The sequence below is a fragment of the Pseudomonas silensiensis genome, assembly GCF_050434865.1.
GTDB lineage: Bacteria > Pseudomonadota > Gammaproteobacteria > Pseudomonadales > Pseudomonadaceae > Aquipseudomonas > Aquipseudomonas fluorescens_W.
The window spans coordinates 448708-469150 of sequence record NZ_JBNDJH010000001.1 but is presented as its reverse complement, the minus strand read 5'-3'; the positions used below and the strand labels follow the sequence as shown (position 1 = coordinate 469150).

18 protein-coding genes are annotated in these 20443 nt (G+C 61.8%); 1 reads left to right on the top strand and 17 read right to left on the bottom strand.

What is annotated here, in order from left to right:
• Positions 1-235 precede the first annotated feature (235 nt).
• The 10 genes from QF010_RS02025 to gabT all read right to left on the bottom strand — a co-directional run bounded on the left by QF010_RS02025 (position 236) and on the right by gabT (position 10305).
• Positions 236-676, bottom strand: a complete 441-nt coding sequence (locus QF010_RS02025; RefSeq protein ID WP_429532458.1) for a CBS domain-containing protein — start codon at positions 674-676, stop codon at positions 236-238.
• Positions 673-1053: a nitrite reductase small subunit NirD gene (gene nirD / locus QF010_RS02020; protein ID WP_429509689.1), complete on the bottom strand. Its 381-nt coding sequence runs from the start codon at positions 1051-1053 to the stop codon at positions 673-675. Before nirD ends, QF010_RS02025 begins: the two co-directional genes overlap by 4 nt.
• A complete protein-coding gene (nirB, locus tag QF010_RS02015; RefSeq protein ID WP_429532457.1) occupies positions 1053-3614 on the bottom strand; it encodes a nitrite reductase large subunit NirB in 2562 nt (853 codons plus the stop codon). The genes nirD and nirB overlap by 1 nt, the downstream gene beginning before the upstream one ends.
• Positions 3615-3709: 95 nt before the next feature.
• A complete protein-coding gene (locus tag QF010_RS02010; RefSeq protein ID WP_429532456.1) occupies positions 3710-3850 on the bottom strand; it encodes a hypothetical protein in 141 nt (46 codons plus the stop codon).
• Between the two features lie 125 nt (positions 3851-3975).
• Positions 3976-5319, bottom strand: a complete 1344-nt coding sequence (locus QF010_RS02005; RefSeq protein WP_429532455.1) for an OprD family porin — start codon at positions 5317-5319, stop codon at positions 3976-3978.
• A gap of 66 nt (positions 5320-5385) precedes the next feature.
• Complete coding sequence (locus QF010_RS02000; protein WP_429532454.1) at positions 5386-6591, bottom strand: acetyltransferase domain-containing protein; 1206 nt, start codon at positions 6589-6591, stop codon at positions 5386-5388.
• Between the two features lie 28 nt (positions 6592-6619).
• Positions 6620-7390, bottom strand: coding sequence for a DUF4198 domain-containing protein (locus tag QF010_RS01995; RefSeq protein WP_429532453.1), 771 nt, complete (start codon positions 7388-7390; stop codon positions 6620-6622).
• 336 nt (positions 7391-7726) lie between these two features.
• A complete protein-coding gene (locus tag QF010_RS01990; protein WP_008055821.1) occupies positions 7727-8215 on the bottom strand; it encodes an Lrp/AsnC family transcriptional regulator in 489 nt (162 codons plus the stop codon).
• Positions 8216-8260: 45 nt separating this feature from the next.
• Positions 8261-8917 carry an HAD family hydrolase gene (locus QF010_RS01985; protein WP_033062157.1) on the bottom strand — a complete coding sequence of 219 codons (657 nt, stop codon included), beginning with the start codon at positions 8915-8917 and terminating at the stop codon, positions 8261-8263.
• A gap of 95 nt (positions 8918-9012) precedes the next feature.
• Positions 9013-10305, bottom strand: a complete 1293-nt coding sequence (gene gabT / locus QF010_RS01980) for a 4-aminobutyrate--2-oxoglutarate transaminase (RefSeq protein WP_429532452.1) — start codon at positions 10303-10305, stop codon at positions 9013-9015.
• A 272-nt stretch (positions 10306-10577) separates the two neighbouring features.
• Here gabT and QF010_RS01975 point away from each other — a divergent pair, with 272 nt between their 5' ends.
• The gene (locus QF010_RS01975; RefSeq protein WP_429532451.1) at positions 10578-11504 is read left to right on the top strand and encodes a 2-hydroxyacid dehydrogenase; all 927 of its coding nucleotides are present in this window, start codon (positions 10578-10580) and stop codon (positions 11502-11504) included.
• Between the two features lie 226 nt (positions 11505-11730).
• Here QF010_RS01975 and QF010_RS01970 read toward each other — a convergent pair whose 3' ends face one another.
• From QF010_RS01970 to QF010_RS01940, 7 genes are all read right to left on the bottom strand, one after another.
• Positions 11731-12810, bottom strand: coding sequence for a tartrate dehydrogenase (locus QF010_RS01970; RefSeq protein ID WP_429532450.1), 1080 nt, complete (start codon positions 12808-12810; stop codon positions 11731-11733).
• Between the two features lie 25 nt (positions 12811-12835).
• On the bottom strand, positions 12836-14293 hold the full coding sequence (locus tag QF010_RS01965; protein ID WP_429532449.1) for an NAD-dependent succinate-semialdehyde dehydrogenase: 1458 nt from the start codon (positions 14291-14293) through the stop codon (positions 12836-12838).
• Between the two features lie 324 nt (positions 14294-14617).
• Positions 14618-15775, bottom strand: coding sequence for an acetylornithine deacetylase (argE, locus tag QF010_RS01960; protein WP_429532448.1), 1158 nt, complete (start codon positions 15773-15775; stop codon positions 14618-14620).
• Positions 15772-16926 carry an NAD(P)/FAD-dependent oxidoreductase gene (locus QF010_RS01955; protein ID WP_429509679.1) on the bottom strand — a complete coding sequence of 385 codons (1155 nt, stop codon included), beginning with the start codon at positions 16924-16926 and terminating at the stop codon, positions 15772-15774. Before QF010_RS01955 ends, argE begins: the two co-directional genes overlap by 4 nt.
• On the bottom strand, positions 16923-18314 hold the full coding sequence (locus tag QF010_RS01950) for an FAD/NAD(P)-dependent oxidoreductase (protein ID WP_429532447.1): 1392 nt from the start codon (positions 18312-18314) through the stop codon (positions 16923-16925). Before QF010_RS01950 ends, QF010_RS01955 begins: the two co-directional genes overlap by 4 nt.
• A complete protein-coding gene (locus tag QF010_RS01945; RefSeq protein WP_033062149.1) occupies positions 18296-18604 on the bottom strand; it encodes a (2Fe-2S)-binding protein in 309 nt (102 codons plus the stop codon). The genes QF010_RS01950 and QF010_RS01945 overlap by 19 nt, the downstream gene beginning before the upstream one ends.
• Positions 18601-20442, bottom strand: coding sequence for an ABC transporter ATP-binding protein (locus QF010_RS01940; protein WP_429532446.1), 1842 nt, complete (start codon positions 20440-20442; stop codon positions 18601-18603). The genes QF010_RS01945 and QF010_RS01940 overlap by 4 nt, the downstream gene beginning before the upstream one ends.
• Position 20443 lies beyond the last annotated feature (1 nt).

The window sequence follows — 20443 nt, the reverse complement described above, 5'->3', positions numbered from 1 at the left end:
ACCGCGGCAAGGATGCCGCGGTAGCCGCCCCCGGCCATGGATGGCCGATGGCGGCGGGCCCACGGAGCAGGACCGGAGCGAGGGCATGCCGAGCCTAGGCGAGGCACCGTACGTCAGGGGCAAGAGCGTTTGGTTACTTGGCGCTTTTCCAAGTGACCCGCCGTAAGGGCGGAACCCTAAGTCGCCGTGACCGCAGCAACGGATATGTACCCCAAACCTTAAATGAACACCATGTTCAGTGCCCGCGAATGTAATGCTCCAACTGCCGAATCAGATCAGCCTGCTCAACGATGGCTTCCTTGACCAGATCCCCAATCGATAACAGCCCAATCAGTTCGCCGCCATCCACCACCGGCAAGTGACGCAGATGACTGTCAGTCATGACCTCCATGCAGCGCTCAATACTCTGCTGACTGTCCGCTGTCACCACAGGCGCGCTCATGATGTCGCGCACCGGCGTACCCACCGAAGAGCGCCCCTGCAGCACGACCTTGCGCGCATAGTCACGCTCGCTGATCACACCGACCACCTGCCCGCCCTCGATCACCGGAAGCGCACCCACGTTCTTCTCGGCCATTACCCTCAGGGCTTCAAGCACCATTTCATCGGGCGCGATGCTATGCACCTGCCGGTTTTGCACGACCTTGAGTTTCAGCAGCTGTGCGGCTGTTTTCATAAGTGCACCCCGACTTCCACCACACCGCTGTTCAACCGCACGGGCCAGACACGCAGACGCTGTTGCGGGTACTCCAGGCAGCTGCCGTCCTCAAGGCGGAAATGCTGTTTGTAGATCGGCGATGCAACCACCAGATCCCCCTTGATACTGCCCACCAACCCGCGACCGATCACATTCGCCCCGGATTGCGGGTCATGGTTGTCGATGGCGTAAAGGGTCCGACCCTCGGCACCCGGCAGGTAGAACAGCGCCACTTGCGCGCCGTCGAGCCAGACCACGACGCCGGAGTTGCTGACCAGGTCCTGTTGCTCGCACACCGTTTGCCAGGCCTCGGTGTTTTCCAGGGAATCGATGCGTTGGGTACTGGACTGGCTCATCAGACAATCTCCTCGATAACAGGGATAAGGTTGAGTTCGGCGGCCATGATCGGGCGCCGCTGGCCGCGTTCCTGGACAAAGTGGATGTCCGGGTCTGGGCGTTTATCGTTGACGAAGGTACGGAAGCGCTTGAGCTTTTCCGGGTCTTTGAGGGCGTTGGCCCACTCGCATTCATAGCGATTGACCACCAACTGCATCTGCGATTCGAGCTCTTCACCCAGCCCGAGGCTGTCGTGGATGATCACATCCTTGAGGTAATCGAGGCCGCCCTCCAGGCTTTCGCGCCACACCGACGTACGCTGCAATTTGTCGGCGGTGCGGATGTAGAACATCAGGAAGCGGTCGATGTAGCGGATCAGGGTTTCATCGTCGAGGTCGGTGGCGAACAGCTCGGCGTGACGTGGACGCATGCCGCCGTTGCCGGCGATGTACAGGTTCCAGCCTTTCTCGGTGGCGATCACGCCAACGTCTTTGCTCTGGGCCTCGGCGCACTCGCGGGTGCAACCGGACACCGCGAATTTGAGCTTGTGCGGCGAGCGCAGGCCCTTGTAGCGGTCCTCGATGGTCAGCGCCATTTGCACGCTGTCTTGCACGCCATAACGGCACCAGGTGCTGCCGACACAGGACTTCACCGTCCGGGTCGATTTGCCGTAGGCATGCCCGGTTTCGAAACCGGCTTCAATCAGCTCGGCCCAGATGTCCGGCAGTTCATGCAACTGCGCGCCAAACAAGTCGATACGTTGGCCGCCAGTGATTTTGGTGTAGAGGTCGTATTTCTTCGCCACCACACCGATCGCGATCAGTTTGTCGGCGGTGATCTCGCCACCGGGGATGCGTGGCACCACCGAATAGGTGCCGTTTTTCTGCATGTTGGCCATGAACGTGTCGTTGGTGTCCTGCAGCGGCACCAGCGATGCGTCCATGATCGGCTGGTTCCAGCACGACGCGAGGATCGAGCCCACCGCCGGTTTGCACACGTCGCAACCGGTGTGGCCACGGCCATGCTTGGCCAGCAGTTCTTCGAAGGTGATCACACCTTCTACCCGCACCAGCGCATAAAGCTCTTGACGGGTATAGGCAAAGTGTTCGCACAGGCTCTTGTCGACGCTGACGCCACGGGCAATCAGCTCATGTTCGAAAACCTGCTTGAGCAGCCCGGCACAACCACCGCAACCGGTGCAGGCCTTGGTCTGCGACTTGAGCAGGCCGAGGTCGGTGCAGCCACCGTCGATGGCCGAGCAAATGGAGCCCTTCGTGACGTTGTGGCACGAGCACACCGTGGCCGCTTCGGGCAACGCGCCCGGACCCAGGGTCGGTGCGCCTTCGGACGACGGCAGAATCAGGCTGGCAGGTTCCGCCGGCAGCGCAATCGCGTTCTGCATGTATTGCAGCAGCGTGTCGTAATAGCTGTTGTCACCGACCAGCACCGCACCGATAACGTGCTTGCCAGTCGCGTCCACCACCAAGCGTCGATAGCTGGCCGTGGTTTCGTCGATGAACTGATAGCTGCGCGCGCCCGGCGTGTTGCCGTGGGCGTCGCCGATGGAGCCAACATCGACGCCCAGCAGCTTGAGCTTGGTCGACATGTCCGCGCCCATGAACGGCTCGGCGGTTTCGTTGCACAGCAATGCGGCAACACCGCGAGCCATTTGGTAACCGGGGGCGACCAGGCCAAAAATACTGCCGTTCCACGCGGCACACTCGCCGATGGCGTAGATGTTCGGATCGCTGCTCAGGCATTGATCGTCAATCACCACCCCGCCGCGCGGGCCGACTTCCAGCGAGCATTGGCGGGCCAGTGCGTCTTGCGCACGGATACCGGCGGAGAACACGATCAGGTCGGTTTCAAGGAATTCGTCATTGGTGAAGTTCATCCGGTAGCGGTATTCCTCGCCTGCGCTGATCGATTGCGTGCCGCGCGACAGGTGCACCCCGACGCCGAGGCGTTCGATCTGTGCCTTGAGCGCCAGGCCACCGTATTCGTCCAGCTGCACCGGCATCAGGCGCGGGGCGAATTCCACCACATGGGCTTCCAGCCCCAGGCTTTTCAAGGCGTTGGCCGCTTCCAGACCCAGCAAACCACCGCCGACTACCACACCGCGTCGGGCGTTGCTTGCCGCGGCACGAATGGCGTCGAGGTCTTCAAGGGTGCGATACACCAGGCGCGAATCGCCCTCGGCGCCTTCAATTGGCGGCACAAACGGATAGGACCCGGTGGCCAGCACCAATTTGTCGTAGGAGACACAGCCTTGCGCGGTGATCACCTGGCGGCGTGCACGGTCGATTTCCAGGACCGGCACCCCCAGATGCAGCGTGACGCCAGGGGTCTGGTACAGCGAGGCTTCGCCGAGGGCCAGTGACTCGGCATCACGGCCGGAGAAATACTCGGAAAGGTGCACACGGTCGTAGGCACGCATCGGCTCCTCGCTGAACACGTGCAGCCGATAGTGATCAAGGGCACCACGTTCGATCAGCTGTTCGACACAATGATGTCCGACCATGCCATTGCCGATCACGATCAGCGTTTGCAGCTTGTTCAAAGTGGCAATATTGGAATTCATAAGAGACACCCGTCGATAGCTGTTCAAAAAGCAAAAAAAAACGCCTGAAACCTTGCGGTTCCAGGCGTCTTTGCCTGTTCGTTTACGGTGCTAAGTCAGGCATCTATGCCGGAACCACCGATGTTGCCCGCGACCTGTTCGGTCAATCGATCGTCGTTGACCGAGGGGGCTGCCCACTCGACTGCTTTCACAGTGGGCCTGAACAGTGTCTTGCAGACTTTGTGCCAGTCGGCCATTGGCAGTCCTTGCGCCAGTAAACGTTGACCACGGGGCCCCATGAGCGCCTGATATTTGCCTTCGCATAGTGCAGAGGCGTATGGCGCGGCCTTATAAAAGTGCACGAAGGCGATTCCGTTCCGGATCAGAATTTGCCACCCAGCGGGTATTCGATCGCCAGGCGGATCTGATTGGCGTCCAGCTCCGCTTGCGCCGCATTCCCGCGATGAACCGCATGGCGCAGGCTGAACGCGAGGTTTTTCGCGACGCCCGACTGCACCACGTATTTGGCTTGCAGATCACGTTCCCAGTGCTTGCCGCCCTGCCCGTAACCCAGCCATTTGTAACCGCCGTTCGGGTCCATGTGCGTGCCGTCGATGCCGCTGCCGCGCACGTACAGTGCGCCGAAGGTCAGGCCGGGAATGCCGTAACCGACCATGTTCAGATCGTAACGCGCTTGCCAGGATGCCTCCTGGGGCGCGTTGAAATCCGACAGCGCCACGGCGTTGCTCAGGTAAATCGCGCCACGGGTCACGTAATCGAACGGCGTGTCGCCATCGACCTTTTGGTAGCCCAGGCCGAAGCTGTGGGCTCCGAGTTTGTAGGTCGACAGCAAACTCCAGGTGGTGTTGTCGATGCGGCCGGACAAGGCTTTGCCGGTGTCCTGGGTTCGGTAAAGATTGAGATCAAAGATCAGGTCCTGACCTTCCGCCAACGGCTGGGTGTAGACCGCGCCCAGATAGTGCTGTCGCCAGGTGTCGGCATAATCCGCGCTGAACAGGCTGGCGTTGAGCCCTTTGACCGCCGTGTTGCGCACCCCCACCAGATCGAAGCTGTCGCCCTGTTTGCCGTTGGAGTAATTGACCACAAAGCCTTGGTCATGACTGGTGGCATTGCGGTCAGTGCTCTCGTTGAAATGCCCGCCGTACAGGGTGGTGGCGGGCAGTTCACGACTGGTCAGCAGCCAGCCGGTGGCGGTCTCCGGCAGCAAGCGGCTGTCGGAAGAACCGAACACCGGGGTTTTCACCCGCTGCTCGCCGTAACGCAATTCCGTCGAGGAAAACCGCAGCTTGGCCACGGCGCCGCCACGGCTGAATTCATCCTTGGGGTGCCCGTCATTGTCCACGCCCACCACCCGCGCCTTGCCGGCCCGCCCGCCGCCGCTGTCCAGTTCCCAGCCGGAATAGACATGAGCATCCAGGCCCATACCCACGGTGCCGGCGGTGTAGCCGGAGGTGAAATCGGCCATCAGGCCATAAGCCCACTCCTCGGCCAGGTCGCTGCGTTCGGCGCGGGGCTTGAAGGCATTGCGCGCGCCATTGCTCAGTGAGCCGTGTTCATAGTCGCGACGGTCGTAGAGGCTGCGGTTGAGCAGGCTCCATTGGCTGTCTTCGATAAAGCCTTTTGCGGTGTCTTGCTCTGAAGCCAGGGCGAGCAGGGACTGCCCGCCCAATGCCAATAGCAGGGTATGCGTCGATAGGGTTTTCACAGTGCAACTCCACAGAATTCGGGGTCTGCAAGGTGTCCCGCCGAACGGGGGACACCGTCGGTCACCTCAAAGGTATTTAAGGATCGCGATATCGCGGCGGCGCTGTTTGAGGTTGGCGAACCAGCGCGTCGGGAAGAACAGCAACACCCCGAGGATCACACTCCACAGCCACACCGTGGGCAGATTGTCGAAGCCATAGTAGGCCCCCTGATTGGCGCCCCAGATCGCGACCGCCACCAGGTACATGGCCTTGAGCACGTACAAGTGCAGCAAATAGAAGAACATCGGCGCCCCGCCGTAGATCGCCAGGGTCGCGGTGGACCAGCGATCCTGCAGCTTCTCGAACAGCGCCAGCAGGATCAGCGAAAGGCCAATCGTCGGCATCAGGAACATCAGCGAGGGCGGGTACTTCTTGGCGCTCATGAAACTCATGAAGGTGCGCAACGAATCACCGGTCTGCACCCAAGGCTTCTCGCCATAGACGTTCAAGTAGCGAATGAACACGAACGCCACCAGCAGGCCGGCGCCCAGTTTCAGCAGGCGGGAAATTCGCTCGGCCGGGTCCATGTCCTTGCCGAACCACGGCCCGATCCCCCACCCCAGCAGGATCACGCCAATCCACGGCAATACCGGGTACGTGGTGCGCGCTCGGGTGAACTCAGTGATGTCGATGAACACCCGCTGATGCAGGATCGACCACGGCACGAAGAACGGCGACTCCGGCCCCACGGTCACGCCATCGAGCAGGTTGTGCCCGGCGACAATGGCCACGCCGAGCACGATCAACCAACTGCGTTTGAAGTGCAGCAACCCGGCAAGCACGATCATGCAGATGCCGATGCACCAGATCACCTGCAGCCACAGGGTCTTGGGCGGGAACTCGGCGTTCCAGGCAAAGCACACGAAGGTGACTTCGAGAAACACCAGGAACAACCCGCGCTTGAGCAGGAACACCGAGGTTTCTTTCGCCGTGTGTTTCTGGCTGTACAGCCAGGCCGACAAACCGGTGAGGAAGATGAATGCCGGCGCGCAGATTTCGCTGAGCATGCGGGTGAAGTACAGGTCCGGCGTGACGCTCAACGCATCGATCGGGTCGGTGACCTGACGGTGCAGCAGAAAGGTTTCCCGCACATGGTCGATCAGCATCAACAGCATGACGAAACCACGCAGGGCGTCGATCGCCAGCATGCGGGTGTTGGCCTTGACGGCACTGGTTGCAAGCGCAGGGGAAGCGGTTGTCGCCTGCCCTGCCAATCCTGAAGATGGGGTCATATCAGTCACTCATGGTGTGGTCGAGGGGTCAGGCCTGTTTCTTCAGCCTGGCGACTTCCGATGCCGGCAGCTGCGACGGCGCGCGTGGCAATGGCGTCTGGCCCTGTGATCGATAGAACGACAGTGTCGAACTGAAGCTCTTTATATCGAACGGTTCGGCCTTGCCTTGAGGACTGATGCGTTCGCCGGGCGTGCGGTCCTTGTATTCCACGGCCACCACGTAGGTGCCCTGCCACGGCAGCTCGAAGCTGACTTTGCCCGCGGCATCGGTGCGCTGGGTGAACACTTCACCGGAGCCGGTTTCCAGCACCACGTCCTGGTTGGCCAACGGTGTGGACGCATAGAACACCTGGAACTGCGCCTTGCCTGCATCGGCAACGCCGGTGGGCACGATGTCCAGGGTCAGTTCCGGGGTGCGTGCGCGCAAGTCGCCAACCCAGCGGGTCGCTGGCGTCCAGTGAGTCTTCAGCGCCTTGTCCGCCTCATGAAGGTCGAAGATCGGATAGTGCGGGTCCTGGGCCAACAGCGAGTCATCTGCCCGGGTTTGATGCGCCACCGCAAAGGCCTGGCGCTGCAAGGTCAGCGTTAATGGCTGGGACCGGTTGCTGATCGACCAGCCCTTGAGTTGCTGGAACCGGTCCATCCCGCCCGGCGTGACTTCCAGCATGTTCTTGTCATATTCCCCGTAGTACAACGCCAGGGGTTGCCCGGGTGGTTGTTCATACCAGATTTGATGCGCCTCGCCGCTGCTCGCCAGCAAGAAGACGCCGTAACCCAATAGTGCTTTTGCGTTGCTCATTCGCATTTTTTTACGCTCCGATTGGTGTTATTCAGCGATTCGTTGCAGCCGCCTCAGCCTGTCGAATCAGCGACTTCAAAAACCGCGCCCCTCTCTCTGTACGCATTACAGCGCAGAGACTTTTGCGCTTTTCTCTGAAATCAGCGCATGCGGGGCAATCGGCAACTGTTTTTGTGGCTTGAAACAGCCGTTTATGCGGCTTGCGCCAGGATGAAGCGCCTTGGGCGGTTCTGCCGGCCCGATGTCCAAGCGCAGTGCAATGCGACACTGCAAAACAACTGTGGGAGCAAGCTCGCTCCCACAGGGGATTTGTATTGGTTTTGAGATTGGAGACTTTCAGTGGCGCAGCAATTTTCGCAGCGGCACGCCGTCCTTGAGTACCGGAGATTTGATCACGATGTAACTGAAGTACTTGGAGATGCCGATGTTCTTGTCCAGCAGGCTTTCGATCACTTCCTGATAATGCTGGATGCTGCGGGTCATGAAGCGCACCAGGTAATCGTAGCCACCGCTGATCAAATGGCATTCGAGCACTTCGTCCACCAGACGGATATTGGACTCGAACTTGGCGAAGTCTTCGCGCTTGTGGTCGCTCAAGGTGATTTCGGTAAACACCGTCACCGAATCGGTGATCTTGGCCAGATTCAGGTGCGCCTTGTAGCTGGAAATATACCCGGCCGACTCAAGCCGTTTGACCCTTTGCAGGCAGGGACTGGCCGACAAGCCCACGGCATCGGCCAGGCTGACGTTGGTCATGCGCCCGTCCTTTTGCAGCTCCACCAGGATGCTGATGTCGATTCGGTCCAGTTTGACTAACCCTTCCATTGCGTACCTCTTGACTGCCGTTTGTAAGACAATCTTCTAGCAAAATCAGCGCCGTAAAGACAGCTGATGCTGAGCTACCAGATCCGCCATGCTGTTAATACAGTAATCCGCAGCGCACGGCGTAGGGTGTTTTGACCGGCCGCGACAGATCAGGCACACGTCTTTGGCCGCCTGTCGACCGGCCGAAGGACGGGTCACTTGCAGGATGCTGCCGGGTTCAAGGTCGTTGGCTTTTAACCACTCTGAATCGAGCAACGGGTCGCTGGCCAGTGAAATGAAATCGTCGGGCATGATCCCCAGTCGCTCACACAGCAACCCTCGATCCTCGGCATCCCGGTCGCCGTGCACCAGCAAGCGGTAGAACTTGCGCAGGTACAACATCGCCCCGGGCGCGTCCTCGAACAGCGACCAGCCGGCCACCGAACGCGCAAAGCTCATGCCCTCCTCCCAGCTGGCTTTCAGGCCCCAACGCTCGGCCAGCTGGCGATGGGCGAAACACAGCAGGCCACTAAAACCCAGCTCAGCGAAACGCGGATACAGCGCACGTACCACCTCGCTGTATTCGGCCAGCACCTGTTCCTTGTCCGGGTGACCGCCTCGGCTGTCCAGCAGCGGTTGCAGTGCCGTCCAGACACCCGAGTCCCGATCGACCAGGACCTCATCGCAATCGATGAGCAGTGCTCGATATTCAGTCAGCCCCATGGTGCGCAAAGCCTCCGATGATGCATTCGATCAATCCATGCTCCATAAATGCTCACGGACGATGCCGTGTGGCACCGCCCCGAGCGGCCATGAGCTCAGTTCAAGACGCGTGCCAATGCCGCTTCAAGAATCTTCAGCGCTTCATCGACTTGTTCTTCGGTGGTCACCAGCGGTGCGAGGAAGCGCAACACGTTGCGGTACACACCGCATTTGATCACCAGCAAACCGCCGGCCCGGGCTTCATCGATCAATCGCTGATTCAGGTCGGCGTCCGGCGTGCGGGCCGGGTCATTCTTGATCAGTTCGATCGCCAGCATGAACCCGGTGCCGCGCACGTCGCCGATTTGTGCATGGCGTGCCTGCAAACGTAGCAGCCCCTGACGCAAACGCTCGCCCAGTGCTTCGCCGCGGGTCAGCAGCTGTTCTTCCTCGAAGGCCTCGATCACCGCCAGCGCGGCGGCGCAGGACAAGGCGTTGCCACCGTACGTGCCGCCCAGGCCACCGGGCAGCGGCGCGTCCATGATCTCGGCCTTGCCGACCACACCGGACAACGGCAAGCCACCGGCCAGGCTCTTGGCGACGGTCACCAGGTCCGGCTGAATGCCCGCGTGCTGGAAACCGAACCACTTGCCGGTACGGCCGAAACCGGTCTGGATTTCATCGAGAATCAGCACGATGCCGTGCTTTTCAGTCAGCACGCGCAGGGCCTGGAGAAACTCCGCCGGCGCTGACAGGAAACCACCGTCGCCCTGCACCGGTTCGATGATGATCGCGGCGACACGCTCAGGGGCAACCTGGGTGGCCAGCAACTCGTCGAGGGCTTTGAGCGCCATCTCACAGGTGACGCCGCGATAGGCATTGGGATACGGGGTGTGGAAGACCTCCGGCGCGAACGGCCCGAAGTTCTGCTTGTACGGCTGGCTCATGCCGGTCAGTGTGGTGCCGAGCAAGGTACGGCCGTGGAAGCCGCCGCGAAAGGCGATCACTGCCGAGCGATTGGTGTGGGCGCGGGCGATCTTCACCGCGTTTTCCACCGCCTCGGCACCAGAGGTAAAGAACGCCGCTTTATACGCTTCCTTGCCACCGATCATTTCGCACAGGCGCTGGGCCAGGTCCAGATAAGGCTTATAGGCCACCACCTGGAAACAGGCGTGAGAGACTTTTTGCAATTGCGCCTGCACCGCAGCGACCACCTTCGGGTGGTTGTGACCGATGTTCAGCACACCGATGCCGCCGACAAAATCCAGGTAGCGTTTGCCGTCCACGTCCCACAACTCGGCACCTTGGGCGCGATCGATCACCAACGGGTGAGCGGTAACCAGGCCACGCGGCACGAATTGATCGCGCTGACGGAGCAAATGAGGGGTTTCGTCGACTTTGCTATTCATGGCATTTCCCATCGTGAGTCCGGCAACCGGGAGGTGGTTGCGATGGTGTTCAGGTTAAGCCTTGCGCGAAACGATCTACGCCGAACTTGGCCCCTGAGAAATTCGGATCGACTGTTTTCACCCTGCCAAACGGCAGATTCCTTTCACCCGCCGAATCTGCCGGGCCATCGCCGATCGAACATCGCGAAACCCGTTTAACCCGGCCCTTTCGACAGATCCTGCGCCGACGTTGCGCGATGATGTTCAGCACCTTCATCCTTCAGGACATGCCCATGGCCCTGCTTTATAAAGCTGACCCTGTGCGCGGCGAACAGTGGAAAGCGCTGTTTGCCGAACACGCCCCGGATATCGAATGGCGCGCCTGGCCGGACATCGGTGATCCCGCGGACATCGAGTACCTCGCCGCGTGGCAGGCACCCGACGATCTCGAGGTTTTGCTGCCGAATCTGAAAGTGCTGTTCGCGCTGTCCGCCGGAGTCGATCAACTGGACCTCAGTCGCTTGCCCGCGAGCTTGCCGGTGGTGCGCCTGCTGGACCCGGGCATCACCCGTGGCATGTGCGAGTACGCCAGCTTTGCGGTGCTGAGCCTGCACCGGGACATGCTTCGCTATCGCCAGCAGCAAATGGCGCGGTGCTGGCAGGCGCACTTGCTGCAACCGGCAGCCACGCGGCGGATCGGGGTCATGGGTCTTGGCACCCAGGCTCAGCAGATTCTGGCGACGTTGCAGCCGTTGGGTTTTGCCTTGTCGGGGTGGGCGCGCAGTGCGCATCAGGTTGCCGGCGTGGAGTGCTATGCCGGACGCGGGCAACTGCCGGCGTTCCTGAGTCAGTGCGACATTCTGCTGTGCGTGCTGCCGCTGACTGAGCAGACTCAGGGCATTCTTGATCGTGAGTTGTTCCGACAATTGCCCCATGGCGCGGCGTTGATCAACATGGGCCGTGGCGGGCACCTGGTGGAGAGTGATCTGCTTGAGGCGCTGGACAATGGGCAGCTCAGTGGCGCGGTACTCGATGTGCTGCAGGAAGAACCGGCACCGGCGGATCATCCGTTCTGGGATCATCCGAAGATTCTGCTGACACCGCATATTGCCGCGATGACGCAGCCGGAGAGTGCGTTTGGGGTGTTGTTGGAGAATATCCGGCGGTATGAGCGAGAGGAGTTGATGGTGGGGGAAGTGGATCGGAAGGAGGGTTATTGAGCGCGTAAGGCTTGGTACTTTGGGGGTCTGCAAAAGCCTACCCCTCACCCCAGCCCTCTCCCCAGTGGGGAGAGGGGGAAAGGGAGCAGATCTTCACTGTTTTCGAAACCTGAGTTCGACTCGAAATTTTCAGGTCGCCAAATCCAGTACAAGCACCACGGTCAGTCCCCTCTACCCTCCGGGGAGAGGGTTAGGGTGAGGGGTCGATTTCAGATCCACCACACACTCAAAGTCGATCAGCAATCGCCCTCCCAACCTCCTGAGTCGACCCCTTCCCCCCCAGATCCGGTGTAATCGGCCCCTGCGCAATCACCCGCTCGATCGCCTGCAAAATCCCGTCATGCGCCGCGCGATAGCGCTCATCGCCATTCCCCAGGAAATCCAGCATCAACGCCCCGGACCAGATCATCGCAATCGGGTTGGCGATGTTCTGCCCGTAGATGTCCGGCGCCGAACCATGCACCGGTTCGAACAGCGACGGAAACCGCCGCTCGGGATCAAGGTTGGCCGACGGCGCAATACCAATGGTGCCGGCGCACGCCGGGCCCAGGTCGGACAGGATGTCGCCGAACAGGTTTGACGCCACCACCACATCAAAACGGTCCGGTTGCAGCACGAAACGCGCGCACAGAATGTCGATGTGCTGCTTGTCCCAGGTGATGTCCGGGTACTGCGCCGCCATCAATGCGGTGCGCTCGTCCCAGTACGGCATGCTGATGGAAATCCCGTTGGACTTGGTCGCCGCCGTCAGGCGCTTGCGCGGTCGGGTCTGGGCCAGGTCGAAGGCGAACTTAAGAATCCGGTCCACGCCACGTCGGGTAAATACCGACTCTTGCAGCACGAATTCATGCTCGGTGCCTTCGAACATCTTGCCGCCCACCGACGAATACTCGCCCTCGGTGTTCTCGCGGATCACCACGAAATCGATGTCCCCCGGCTTGCGCCCGGCCAAGGGACATGGCACGCCGGGGAACAGGCGCACCGGGCGAATGTTCACGTACTGGTCGAAGTCGCGGCGGAACTTGAGCAACGAGCCCCACAGGGAAATGTGGTCCGGCACCTTGTCCGGCCAGCCTACGGCGCCGAAGTAGATCGCGTCGAAACCCTTGAGCTGTTCGAACCAGTCGCCGGGCATCATTTGCCCGTGTTCCAGGTAGTAATCGCAATGCGCCCAGTCGAGCACTTCGATGCTCAGGTCCAGCTGCCATTTCTTCGCGGCTTGCTCCAGTACTCGTAGCCCTTCCGGCAGAACTTCCTTGCCGATGCCATCGCCGGCAATCGCGGCGATTTTGAATGTCTTGCTCATCAATCTGCCTCCCCGTGCCTGTGAATTACAGCCCGCCGATGTGGAAGGCTTTGACTTCAAGGTATTCGTCAAGACCGTACTTGCTGCCTTCGCGGCCCAGGCCTGATTGTTTGATGCCGCCGAACGGGGCGACTTCCATGGAAATGATCCCGGTGTTGAGGCCGACCATGCCGAACTCCAGCGCCTCGCCGAAACGCCATGAACGACGCAAATCCTGGGTGAAATAGTAGGCACCCAGACCGTAAGGCGTGGCATTGGCCAGCGCGAGGGCTTCGGCTTCATCGGTGAAGCGCATCAGCGGCGCCACCGGGCCGAAGGTTTCTTCGTTGGCCAGCAGCATGCCCGCGTGGGCCTCGCCGAGTACCGTGGGCTGCACGAATTGGCTGTCGCCCTCGGGCATGCCGCCGCAGAGCAAACGTGCGCCCTGGCTCAGGGCATCGTCGATGTGCCGGGCGACTTTGCTCACCGCCGCCGAATTGATCAGCGGGCCGATGGTGACGTCGGCGTCCAGGCCGTTACCGACCTTGAGCTTGCCTACCTCCTCCACCAGGCGCCGGGCGAAGCGTTCGTAGATGCCGTCCTGCACCAGAATGCGATTGGCGCAAACGCAGGTTTGCCCGGCGTTGCGAAACTTGCTGAGCATGAGGCCGGCCACCGCCTGCTCAAGGTCAGCGTCGTCGAACACAATGAACGGCGCGTTGCCACCCAGTTCCAGGCTTAAACGCTTGATGTGTTCGGCGCTTTGGCGCATCAGCAAGCGGCCGACGGCGGTCGAACCGGTGAAGGAAATCTTGCGCACGCTCGGGTTGCCGGTCAGCTCTTCGCCGATACCCGCAGGCATGCCGGTCAACACGTTGAACACCCCGGCCGGGATCCCCACGCGCTCGGCCAGTACCGCCAATGCCAACGCAGACAACGGCGTCAGGTCCGAGGGCTTGACGATGATCGGGCACCCGGCCGCCAGGGCTGGCGCGCATTTGCGGGTGATCATCGCGTTGGGGAAATTCCACGGGGTGATCGCGGCACACACACCTACTGGCTGCTTGAGGGTCATCAGTCGGCGGTCACCGCTGGGGGCCGGCATGGTTTCGCCGTAGACCCGTCGGGCCTCCTCGGCGAACCATTTGACGAAACCGGCGCCGTAGCGAATTTCGCCCTTGGCTTCGTTCAACGGTTTGCCCTGCTCGCAGGTCATAATCAGCGCCAGGTCGTCGAGGTTGTCGATCATGGCCTGATACCAGCGCTCGAGCAGCGCCGCACGTTCCGCCGCCGGGCGAGCGCGCCAGGCCGGCCAGGCTTTTTCCGCCGCTTCGATGGCGCGACGGGTTTCCGCGCCTTGCATCGCCGGTACGCGGGCAAGCAACTGGCCGCTGGCCGGGTCGATAACGTCCAGGGTCGCGGCGTTGTCGGCGCCGATCCACTGCCCGTCGACATAGGCGAGTTCTGCTAAAAGGCTGGGGTCTTTCAAACGATTCTTGAGCATGGTCGAGTCCTGATCCGAGACACGCTCCAGTCTAGGGAGGTGCTGCGGATGAGGATGCTGAAAGTGCCGTTTGCGCGGTGTTGGATGCTGAAATTCGGGGTGGGACGGCAGGCTCTACCGGTGGAATTTGATGTGTACCGTGGCGAACGCAGAACCTGTGGCGAGGGAGCTTGCTCCCGTTCGGCTGCGAAGCAGTCGTAAACCGGTTGATGCGTGTTACCTGACTGACCACGGTAGCTGTTTTCAGGGCCGCTTCGCGCCCCAGCGGGAGCAGGCTCCCTCGCCACAGGGGAATGGAGTCGTCCGGGAACGACGGGCTCGGCCTTACAGTTTCAGGGAACCGAGCAGGCCATCCAGAAACCGCTCCGCGGCCTCCATCTGGCTGATCTCGATGAACTCGTCCGGCTTGTGCGCCTGTTCAATCGAACCCGGTCCGCAGACCACCACCGGCACGTCGAGGCGTTGCTTAAACAGCCCGCCTTCGGTGCCGAACGAGACTTTGGCGGTGCCGGTATCCGGCGCGGCGAAGTTCTTCAGGAAGCGCACCGCTTCGACACTAGGGTGCGTATCGAGGCCGGGATAGACGTTGACGGTTTCGATTTCGATCGCGGCGACACTGGACAGTTTTTTCGCCTCACGCACGATGACTTCGGCACGCTCGCGCATCTGTTCCAGGAACTGATCCAGATCGTCCGCCGGCAAGTTGCGCACTTCGAAGTCCAGGGTGCACAGGTTCGGCACAATGTTCAGCGCCTTGCCGCCAACAATCTGCCCGACGTGCACGGTGCTGTAGGGCACGTCGTAGTCAGCATCCTGGGCGCCCAGCTCTTGCAACTGCTGCTGGCTTTGACGCAGCGCAGCGATGAAATCGCAAGCCACGTGAATTGCATTGACCGAGCGTGGTGCCAGCGAGGAATGCGCTTCCAGGCCCCGACAATACGTGCGGTAGGACCCCTTGCCCTTGTGCCCCAACACAAACTGCATGTTGGTCGGTTCACCGATCAGGCACAAAAACGGCCGCACCGGCGCCAGGTGCAATACGTCCAGCAAACGGCGCACGCCGACGCAACCGGTTTCTTCGTCATGGGACAGCGCCAGTTGCAGCGGCCGGCTCAAGGGGCTGTCCGCCGCGTCGAGCATGGCGTCGATGGCCAATGCGATGAAGCCCTTCATGTCGCAGCTGCCACGGCCGTAGATCCGCCCGTCCTGCACCGTCGCCTGAAACGCCGGGAAGGTCCAGGCCTGCCCCGCCGCCGGCACCACGTCGGTATGCCCCGACAGCAGAATCCCCGGCAACTCGCGAGGGCCGGTGCTGGCGAACAGGTTGGCCTTTTTGCCGGTTTCATCCTTGACGATCAGCGACTCGATGCCCTTGGTCAGCAGCAAGTCACGCACGTACTCGATGAGGGCCATGTTCGACTCCGAAGACACGGTGTCGAAGGCCATCAGGCGTTTGAGAATATCCAGTACACGGGGTTTCATGAGGCCTTGCTCCGTTGCTCGGCTGAGAGGGCGAACCGGTTGATGGAGAACGGCTCAATCGACGTGCTGGTGCTGCCGGTGCTGATCAGTTCGGCCATCACGTCGCCGACGCCGGGACCTAGCTGGAAACCGTGGCCGCAGAAGCCGAACGCATAGAACAAGCCATCGACGGTACCGCTGGGGCCCATCACCGGCAGGGAATCAGGCAGGTAGCCTTCGATGCCGCTCCAGACCCGAATAATGTTGAGGTTGCCGACACCCGGCAGCAGGCGGCGCATCTGCTCCATCTGATTGAGGATGCTGCGCGGCTCGACGTAGGCCCGGCGATTGAGCATGTCCGGTTTGCTGCGATAACCGCCGCCAATAACGATGTTGCCGCGCGGGATCTGGCGGAAGTAGATCACTTCCTCGGGAATTTTGGTGTACACGCCGATCACCGTCGGCAAAGCGTAAGGCACCGGTTCGGTCACGGCCATTTGCGGGCCGTGGGTGTCCAGCGGCACCGGCTCGCCGAACTGCGCCGACAACTTCTGGCCCCAGGCGCCCGCGGTGATCAACAGCTGAGCGGCGTTGAATTGGCGGCCATCGGTGGTGGTGACGTTAAACTCGCCACCGACCTTCTGTACTTCGGCGACTTCGGTTTGTTCTTCGATCCGCGCGCCAAGTCGCCGTGCGGCACGGGCAAACGCCGGGGCGGCCAGACGTGGGTTGGCGTGGCCGTCGTGGGGCGCGTAGGAGCCGCCCTTCACGTCTGGCCCAAGGAACGGAAACCGCGCGTGCAGCTCGGCACCGCGAAAGATCTTCAGATCCAGTTGCGCCGCTTCGGGCGCGGCCGCATAGGCTTCCAGCTCAGGGATTTCGTCTTCGCGGTAGCACACACGCATGTGCCCGCTGGCGATGAATTCGAGGTCGTCGTCGATCAACTCCGGCAAGCGCTTCCACAGTGCCCACGAACGGTTGGCCAACGCCAGTTGCCCAAGGAATCGGCCCTGGCGGCGCACGTTGCCGAAGTTCACGCCGCTGGCGTACTGACCAATCTGGTCGCGCTCCAGCAGGATTACCGACTGACCGCGCTGACGCAGAAAAAACGCCGCCGCTGAGCCCATCAGGCCGCCGCCGACAATCACGACATCGGCTTTGTGAACCGTCATGGCGACACCTCCTCGGTGAGCATCGAAAGGGGTTTGACCGGCGCCTGACCGCGCTGCCGGCCGACCTGTTGCACGCTGACACCGGCAGCGGCAGCAATCACCTCGGCCCCGGCCTGGGAACAATAACGGCCCTGGCAACGGCCCATGCCGACCCGGCTGAACGCCTTGGCCCGATTGACTTCGCAGGCGCCCTTTTCGCTGACGGTGCGGCGCAACTCGCCGGCGCTGATCATTTCGCAACGACAGACGATGGCTGTATCCGGCAAGGCTTTGGCTTGGTCCGCCGGCCAGGGAAATGCCTGGGCCAGCCCCAGGCGAAACTGATCCATCACCGCCAGCGCGTGGCGTTGTTCGTCGCGCAACCCGGCGTTCAGTGGTTGCTGCAGATCCTCCAGCAGCGCCATGGCGACCAGCCTTCCGGCATGTTCAGCCGCGTCCGCGCCGCGAATCTTCGAACCGTCCCCGGCCGCGTAAACACCATTGACCGAGGTCCGGCCGTCCTCATCCACCGCCAGCAACCATTGGCTGGACGCCTCATCGAACCGCAGGCGGCAACCGGCCAGATCCGCCAATTGCGTTTCCGGGCGCAGGTGATACCCCAGGGCCACGGCATCGCAATTGACCGTCAGGGTTTCCCCGCGCGCCGTACTGACCCGCACGCCACTGACTCCGGTCGACTCGTCACCCAGCACTTGCTGAGGCTTGATCCCAAGATGTACCGGGATTTTCGCCTGATACAGCTGCGCCAACAGTTTCATTCCGGTGAACAGCAATCCGGGACGCGCCAGCAGTTTGGGCATGGCAAGGATGCGTTTGCTCAGTGGCGAGGTATCGAGCACGGCCGCCACGTTGGCGCCGGCTTTGACATATTGGCTGGCCACCAGATACAGCAACGGCCCACTGCCCATGAACACCACGCTGCGACCGATGGAGACTGCCTGGGACTTGAGAGCGATTTGCGCCCCGCCAAGGCTGTAGGTGCCTGCCAGTTGCCAGCCTTCGATCGGCATCAAGCGATCGGTGGCGCCGGTGCAGAGGATCAACGCGTCGTAATCCACCGTCGTATGCTTGCCCTGACTGAGGCAGCACAATTGCCCCGGCGTGAGGTTCCACACCAGCGTGTCCGGGCGGTAGTCGATCGACCCGCGCAAGCGATCGAAGCTTTGGTGCAGGTCCCGGGCCTTGGCGGCTTCGGTGCCGTACAGCGTGGCGTAATCACGGGTAAAGCCTTCCGGCTGACGACGGTAGATCTGCCCGCCATCCCGGCGATTTTCATCGATCAGGATCGGTTTGAAACCCGCCGCCAGCAGGGTTTCGGCACAGCGAATCCCGGCCGGTCCGGCGCCGACGATAACGACTTTATTAGCGCTCAGCCGTGCAGTGGCCATGTCGCCTCCGGTTGTGTGGTGACGATGTCCAGCCCTTCACGGACTTCGTTGGAACAGGCACGCAGGCGTTCGCCGCTGCGGGTCCAGACCCAGCAATCCTGGCACGCGCCCATCAAACAAAAACCGGCGCGGCGGCCCGAATCGAATTCCGACTGGCGCAACGACGAGCCCTGGGTCAGCAACGCGACCATCAGGGTATCGCCCTGCAGCGCCTCGATGGATGAGCCGTCCACCTTCAGATTGACGGTCGGCCGGCCCTGCTCGGCCAGCCTCACAAAACGCCCGTTCATGCGCAGGCTCCCTGGGTCATGATGTTTAAATCCTGCTGGGTTTTCAGCAGCTCGGTGGTGTCGTGGTGGCAAAGGATTTCGCTGCCACTGGCGATGACTCGGCGGTTCGGCGCGGTGCGATTGCACAGGCCGTCGACCCGCACCGGGCACCGATTGAGAAAGGTGCACAGCTCCGGCACGTTGGCCCGGGCACCGATTGGCGGCAGCTCGCCGCAGGTGGTGCCACAGTTTTCCAGCCAGCCCTGGCGCAGTTCCGGCACCGAATGGATCAACAGGTCGGTGTAAGGATGGAACGGTGCCTGGGCGAACGCTTGCCGAGTGCCGGCCTGGATTTTGTGGCCGCTGTACATCACCACAATGTCATCGCACAGCGCGCGGACGGTGGAGATGTCGTGACTGATGAACAGGTACGAAACCCCCAGTTCCTGACGCAGGTCGCGCAGCAGTTCGAGGATCGCCGCGCCGACCACGGTATCGAGCGCCGAGGTCACCTCATCGCACAGAATCAGATCCGGTTTGGCCGCCAGCGCCCGGGCCAGGTTGACCCGCTGCTTTTGCCCGCCGGACAGTTCATTCGGACGCCGTTCGGCCATGGTCCGAGGCAGGCGCACCAGGTCCAGCAATTCACCGATGCGCTCGCGCAATGCGGCGCCCTTTAGACCGAAATACATCTTCAGCGGCCGGCTCAGAATGGTGCTGACGCTGTGCATCGGGTTGAGTGCGGTGTCGGCGTTCTGGAACACCATTTGAATGCGCCGGAACTGTTCGGCGGTGCGCTCGGACAGGCTGCCGCCCAGCGGTTGACCATCGAAAGTCAGCGCGCCCAGCGCCGGGGTCAGCAACCCCGCCACCACCCGCGCCAGGGTCGATTTACCCGAGCCCGACTCACCGATCACGCCGATGGCCTGGCCCCGGCGCACGGTCAGGTCGATGTCTTCCAGCACCCGAATCGACGGCATGCCGTGCATGTTCTTGTTGCCGTAACCGGCGGTCAGGCCCTGGATGGTCAGCAATGGCGTGTCTTGCGCCACATCGCAGGGCGGACGAATCGTCGTGTCCGGCCGTGCCGCCGCCAGCAGGCTGCGGGTGTATTCGTGGGCCGGGCCTTTGAGTAAAGGCGCGGTGGCGCTCTGTTCGAAAATCTCGCCGCCGTTGAGCACCACAATCTGATCGGCCATCTGCGCGACCACCGCGAGGTCGTGGGACACGTAAACCGCCGTCGCCCCCCGTTCGCGCACCACCCGTTTGAAGGCGCGCAGCACGTCGATCTGGGTCGTCACGTCGAGTGCCGTAGTCGGTTCGTCGAGCACCACCAGCAGCGGATCGCTGATCAGCGCCATGGCCGCCATCACCCGCTGCAGTTGCCCGCCGGAGACTTGATGAGGGTAGCGCTGGCCGATGTGATCGGGGTCCGGCAGCGCGAGGTCGCGGAACAGTTCAATGGCCTTGGCTTCGAGCACAGCCCGGCTGCCCAGGCCATGAATCAATGCGCCCTCCACCACTTGGTCGATCAGTTTTTTCGCAGGATTGAACGCCGCAGCAGCGCTTTGGGCGATGTACGACACCCGATTGCCCCGCAGGCCTTGCAGCTCGCTTTCGCTCAACGCGAGCATGTCGTGCTCGCCGATCTGCACCACACCGGACGCCAGGCGACAACCGCGCCGGGCGTAACCGAGCAGCGCCAGCGCGATGGTGGTCTTGCCGGAACCGGACTCGCCGATCAACGCCAACACTTCACCTTTGGCCAGGGAGAAACTCACGCCCTTGACGATTTCGACTTCGCCACGCTCGCCACAGGCGACCACGCGCAGCTTTTCGACTCGAATCAATTCACTCATT

Excerpts from the sequence above, each read along its gene's own strand:
- QF010_RS02010 (WP_429532456.1), bottom strand. The coding sequence starts at position 3,850 with ATGGCCGACTGGCACAAAGTCTGCAAGACACTGTTCAGGCCCACTGTG.
- QF010_RS01985 (WP_033062157.1), bottom strand. The coding sequence starts at position 8,917 with ATGGGGCTGACTGAATATCGAGCACTGCTCATCGATTGCGATGAGGTC.
- QF010_RS01950 (WP_429532447.1), bottom strand. The coding sequence starts at position 18,314 with ATGGCCACTGCACGGCTGAGCGCTAATAAAGTCGTTATCGTCGGCGCC.
- QF010_RS01990 (WP_008055821.1), bottom strand. The coding sequence starts at position 8,215 with ATGGAAGGGTTAGTCAAACTGGACCGAATCGACATCAGCATCCTGGTG.
- QF010_RS01970 (WP_429532450.1), bottom strand. The coding sequence starts at position 12,810 with ATGAGCAAGACATTCAAAATCGCCGCGATTGCCGGCGATGGCATCGGC.
- QF010_RS02000 (WP_429532454.1), bottom strand. The coding sequence starts at position 6,591 with ATGACCCCATCTTCAGGATTGGCAGGGCAGGCGACAACCGCTTCCCCT.
- QF010_RS01995 (WP_429532453.1), bottom strand. The coding sequence starts at position 7,390 with ATGAGCAACGCAAAAGCACTATTGGGTTACGGCGTCTTCTTGCTGGCG.
- QF010_RS01955 (WP_429509679.1), bottom strand. The coding sequence starts at position 16,926 with ATGACGGTTCACAAAGCCGATGTCGTGATTGTCGGCGGCGGCCTGATG.
- argE (WP_429532448.1), bottom strand. The coding sequence starts at position 15,775 with ATGAAACCCCGTGTACTGGATATTCTCAAACGCCTGATGGCCTTCGAC.
- QF010_RS01965 (WP_429532449.1), bottom strand. The coding sequence starts at position 14,293 with ATGCTCAAGAATCGTTTGAAAGACCCCAGCCTTTTAGCAGAACTCGCC.
- QF010_RS01940 (WP_429532446.1), bottom strand. The coding sequence starts at position 20,442 with ATGAGTGAATTGATTCGAGTCGAAAAGCTGCGCGTGGTCGCCTGTGGC.
- gabT (WP_429532452.1), bottom strand. The coding sequence starts at position 10,305 with ATGAATAGCAAAGTCGACGAAACCCCTCATTTGCTCCGTCAGCGCGAT.
- QF010_RS02025 (WP_429532458.1), bottom strand. The coding sequence starts at position 676 with ATGAAAACAGCCGCACAGCTGCTGAAACTCAAGGTCGTGCAAAACCGG.
- QF010_RS01975 (WP_429532451.1), top strand. The coding sequence starts at position 10,578 with ATGGCCCTGCTTTATAAAGCTGACCCTGTGCGCGGCGAACAGTGGAAA.
- nirD (WP_429509689.1), bottom strand. The coding sequence starts at position 1,053 with ATGAGCCAGTCCAGTACCCAACGCATCGATTCCCTGGAAAACACCGAG.
- QF010_RS01945 (WP_033062149.1), bottom strand. The coding sequence starts at position 18,604 with ATGAACGGGCGTTTTGTGAGGCTGGCCGAGCAGGGCCGGCCGACCGTC.
- nirB (WP_429532457.1), bottom strand. The coding sequence starts at position 3,614 with ATGAATTCCAATATTGCCACTTTGAACAAGCTGCAAACGCTGATCGTG.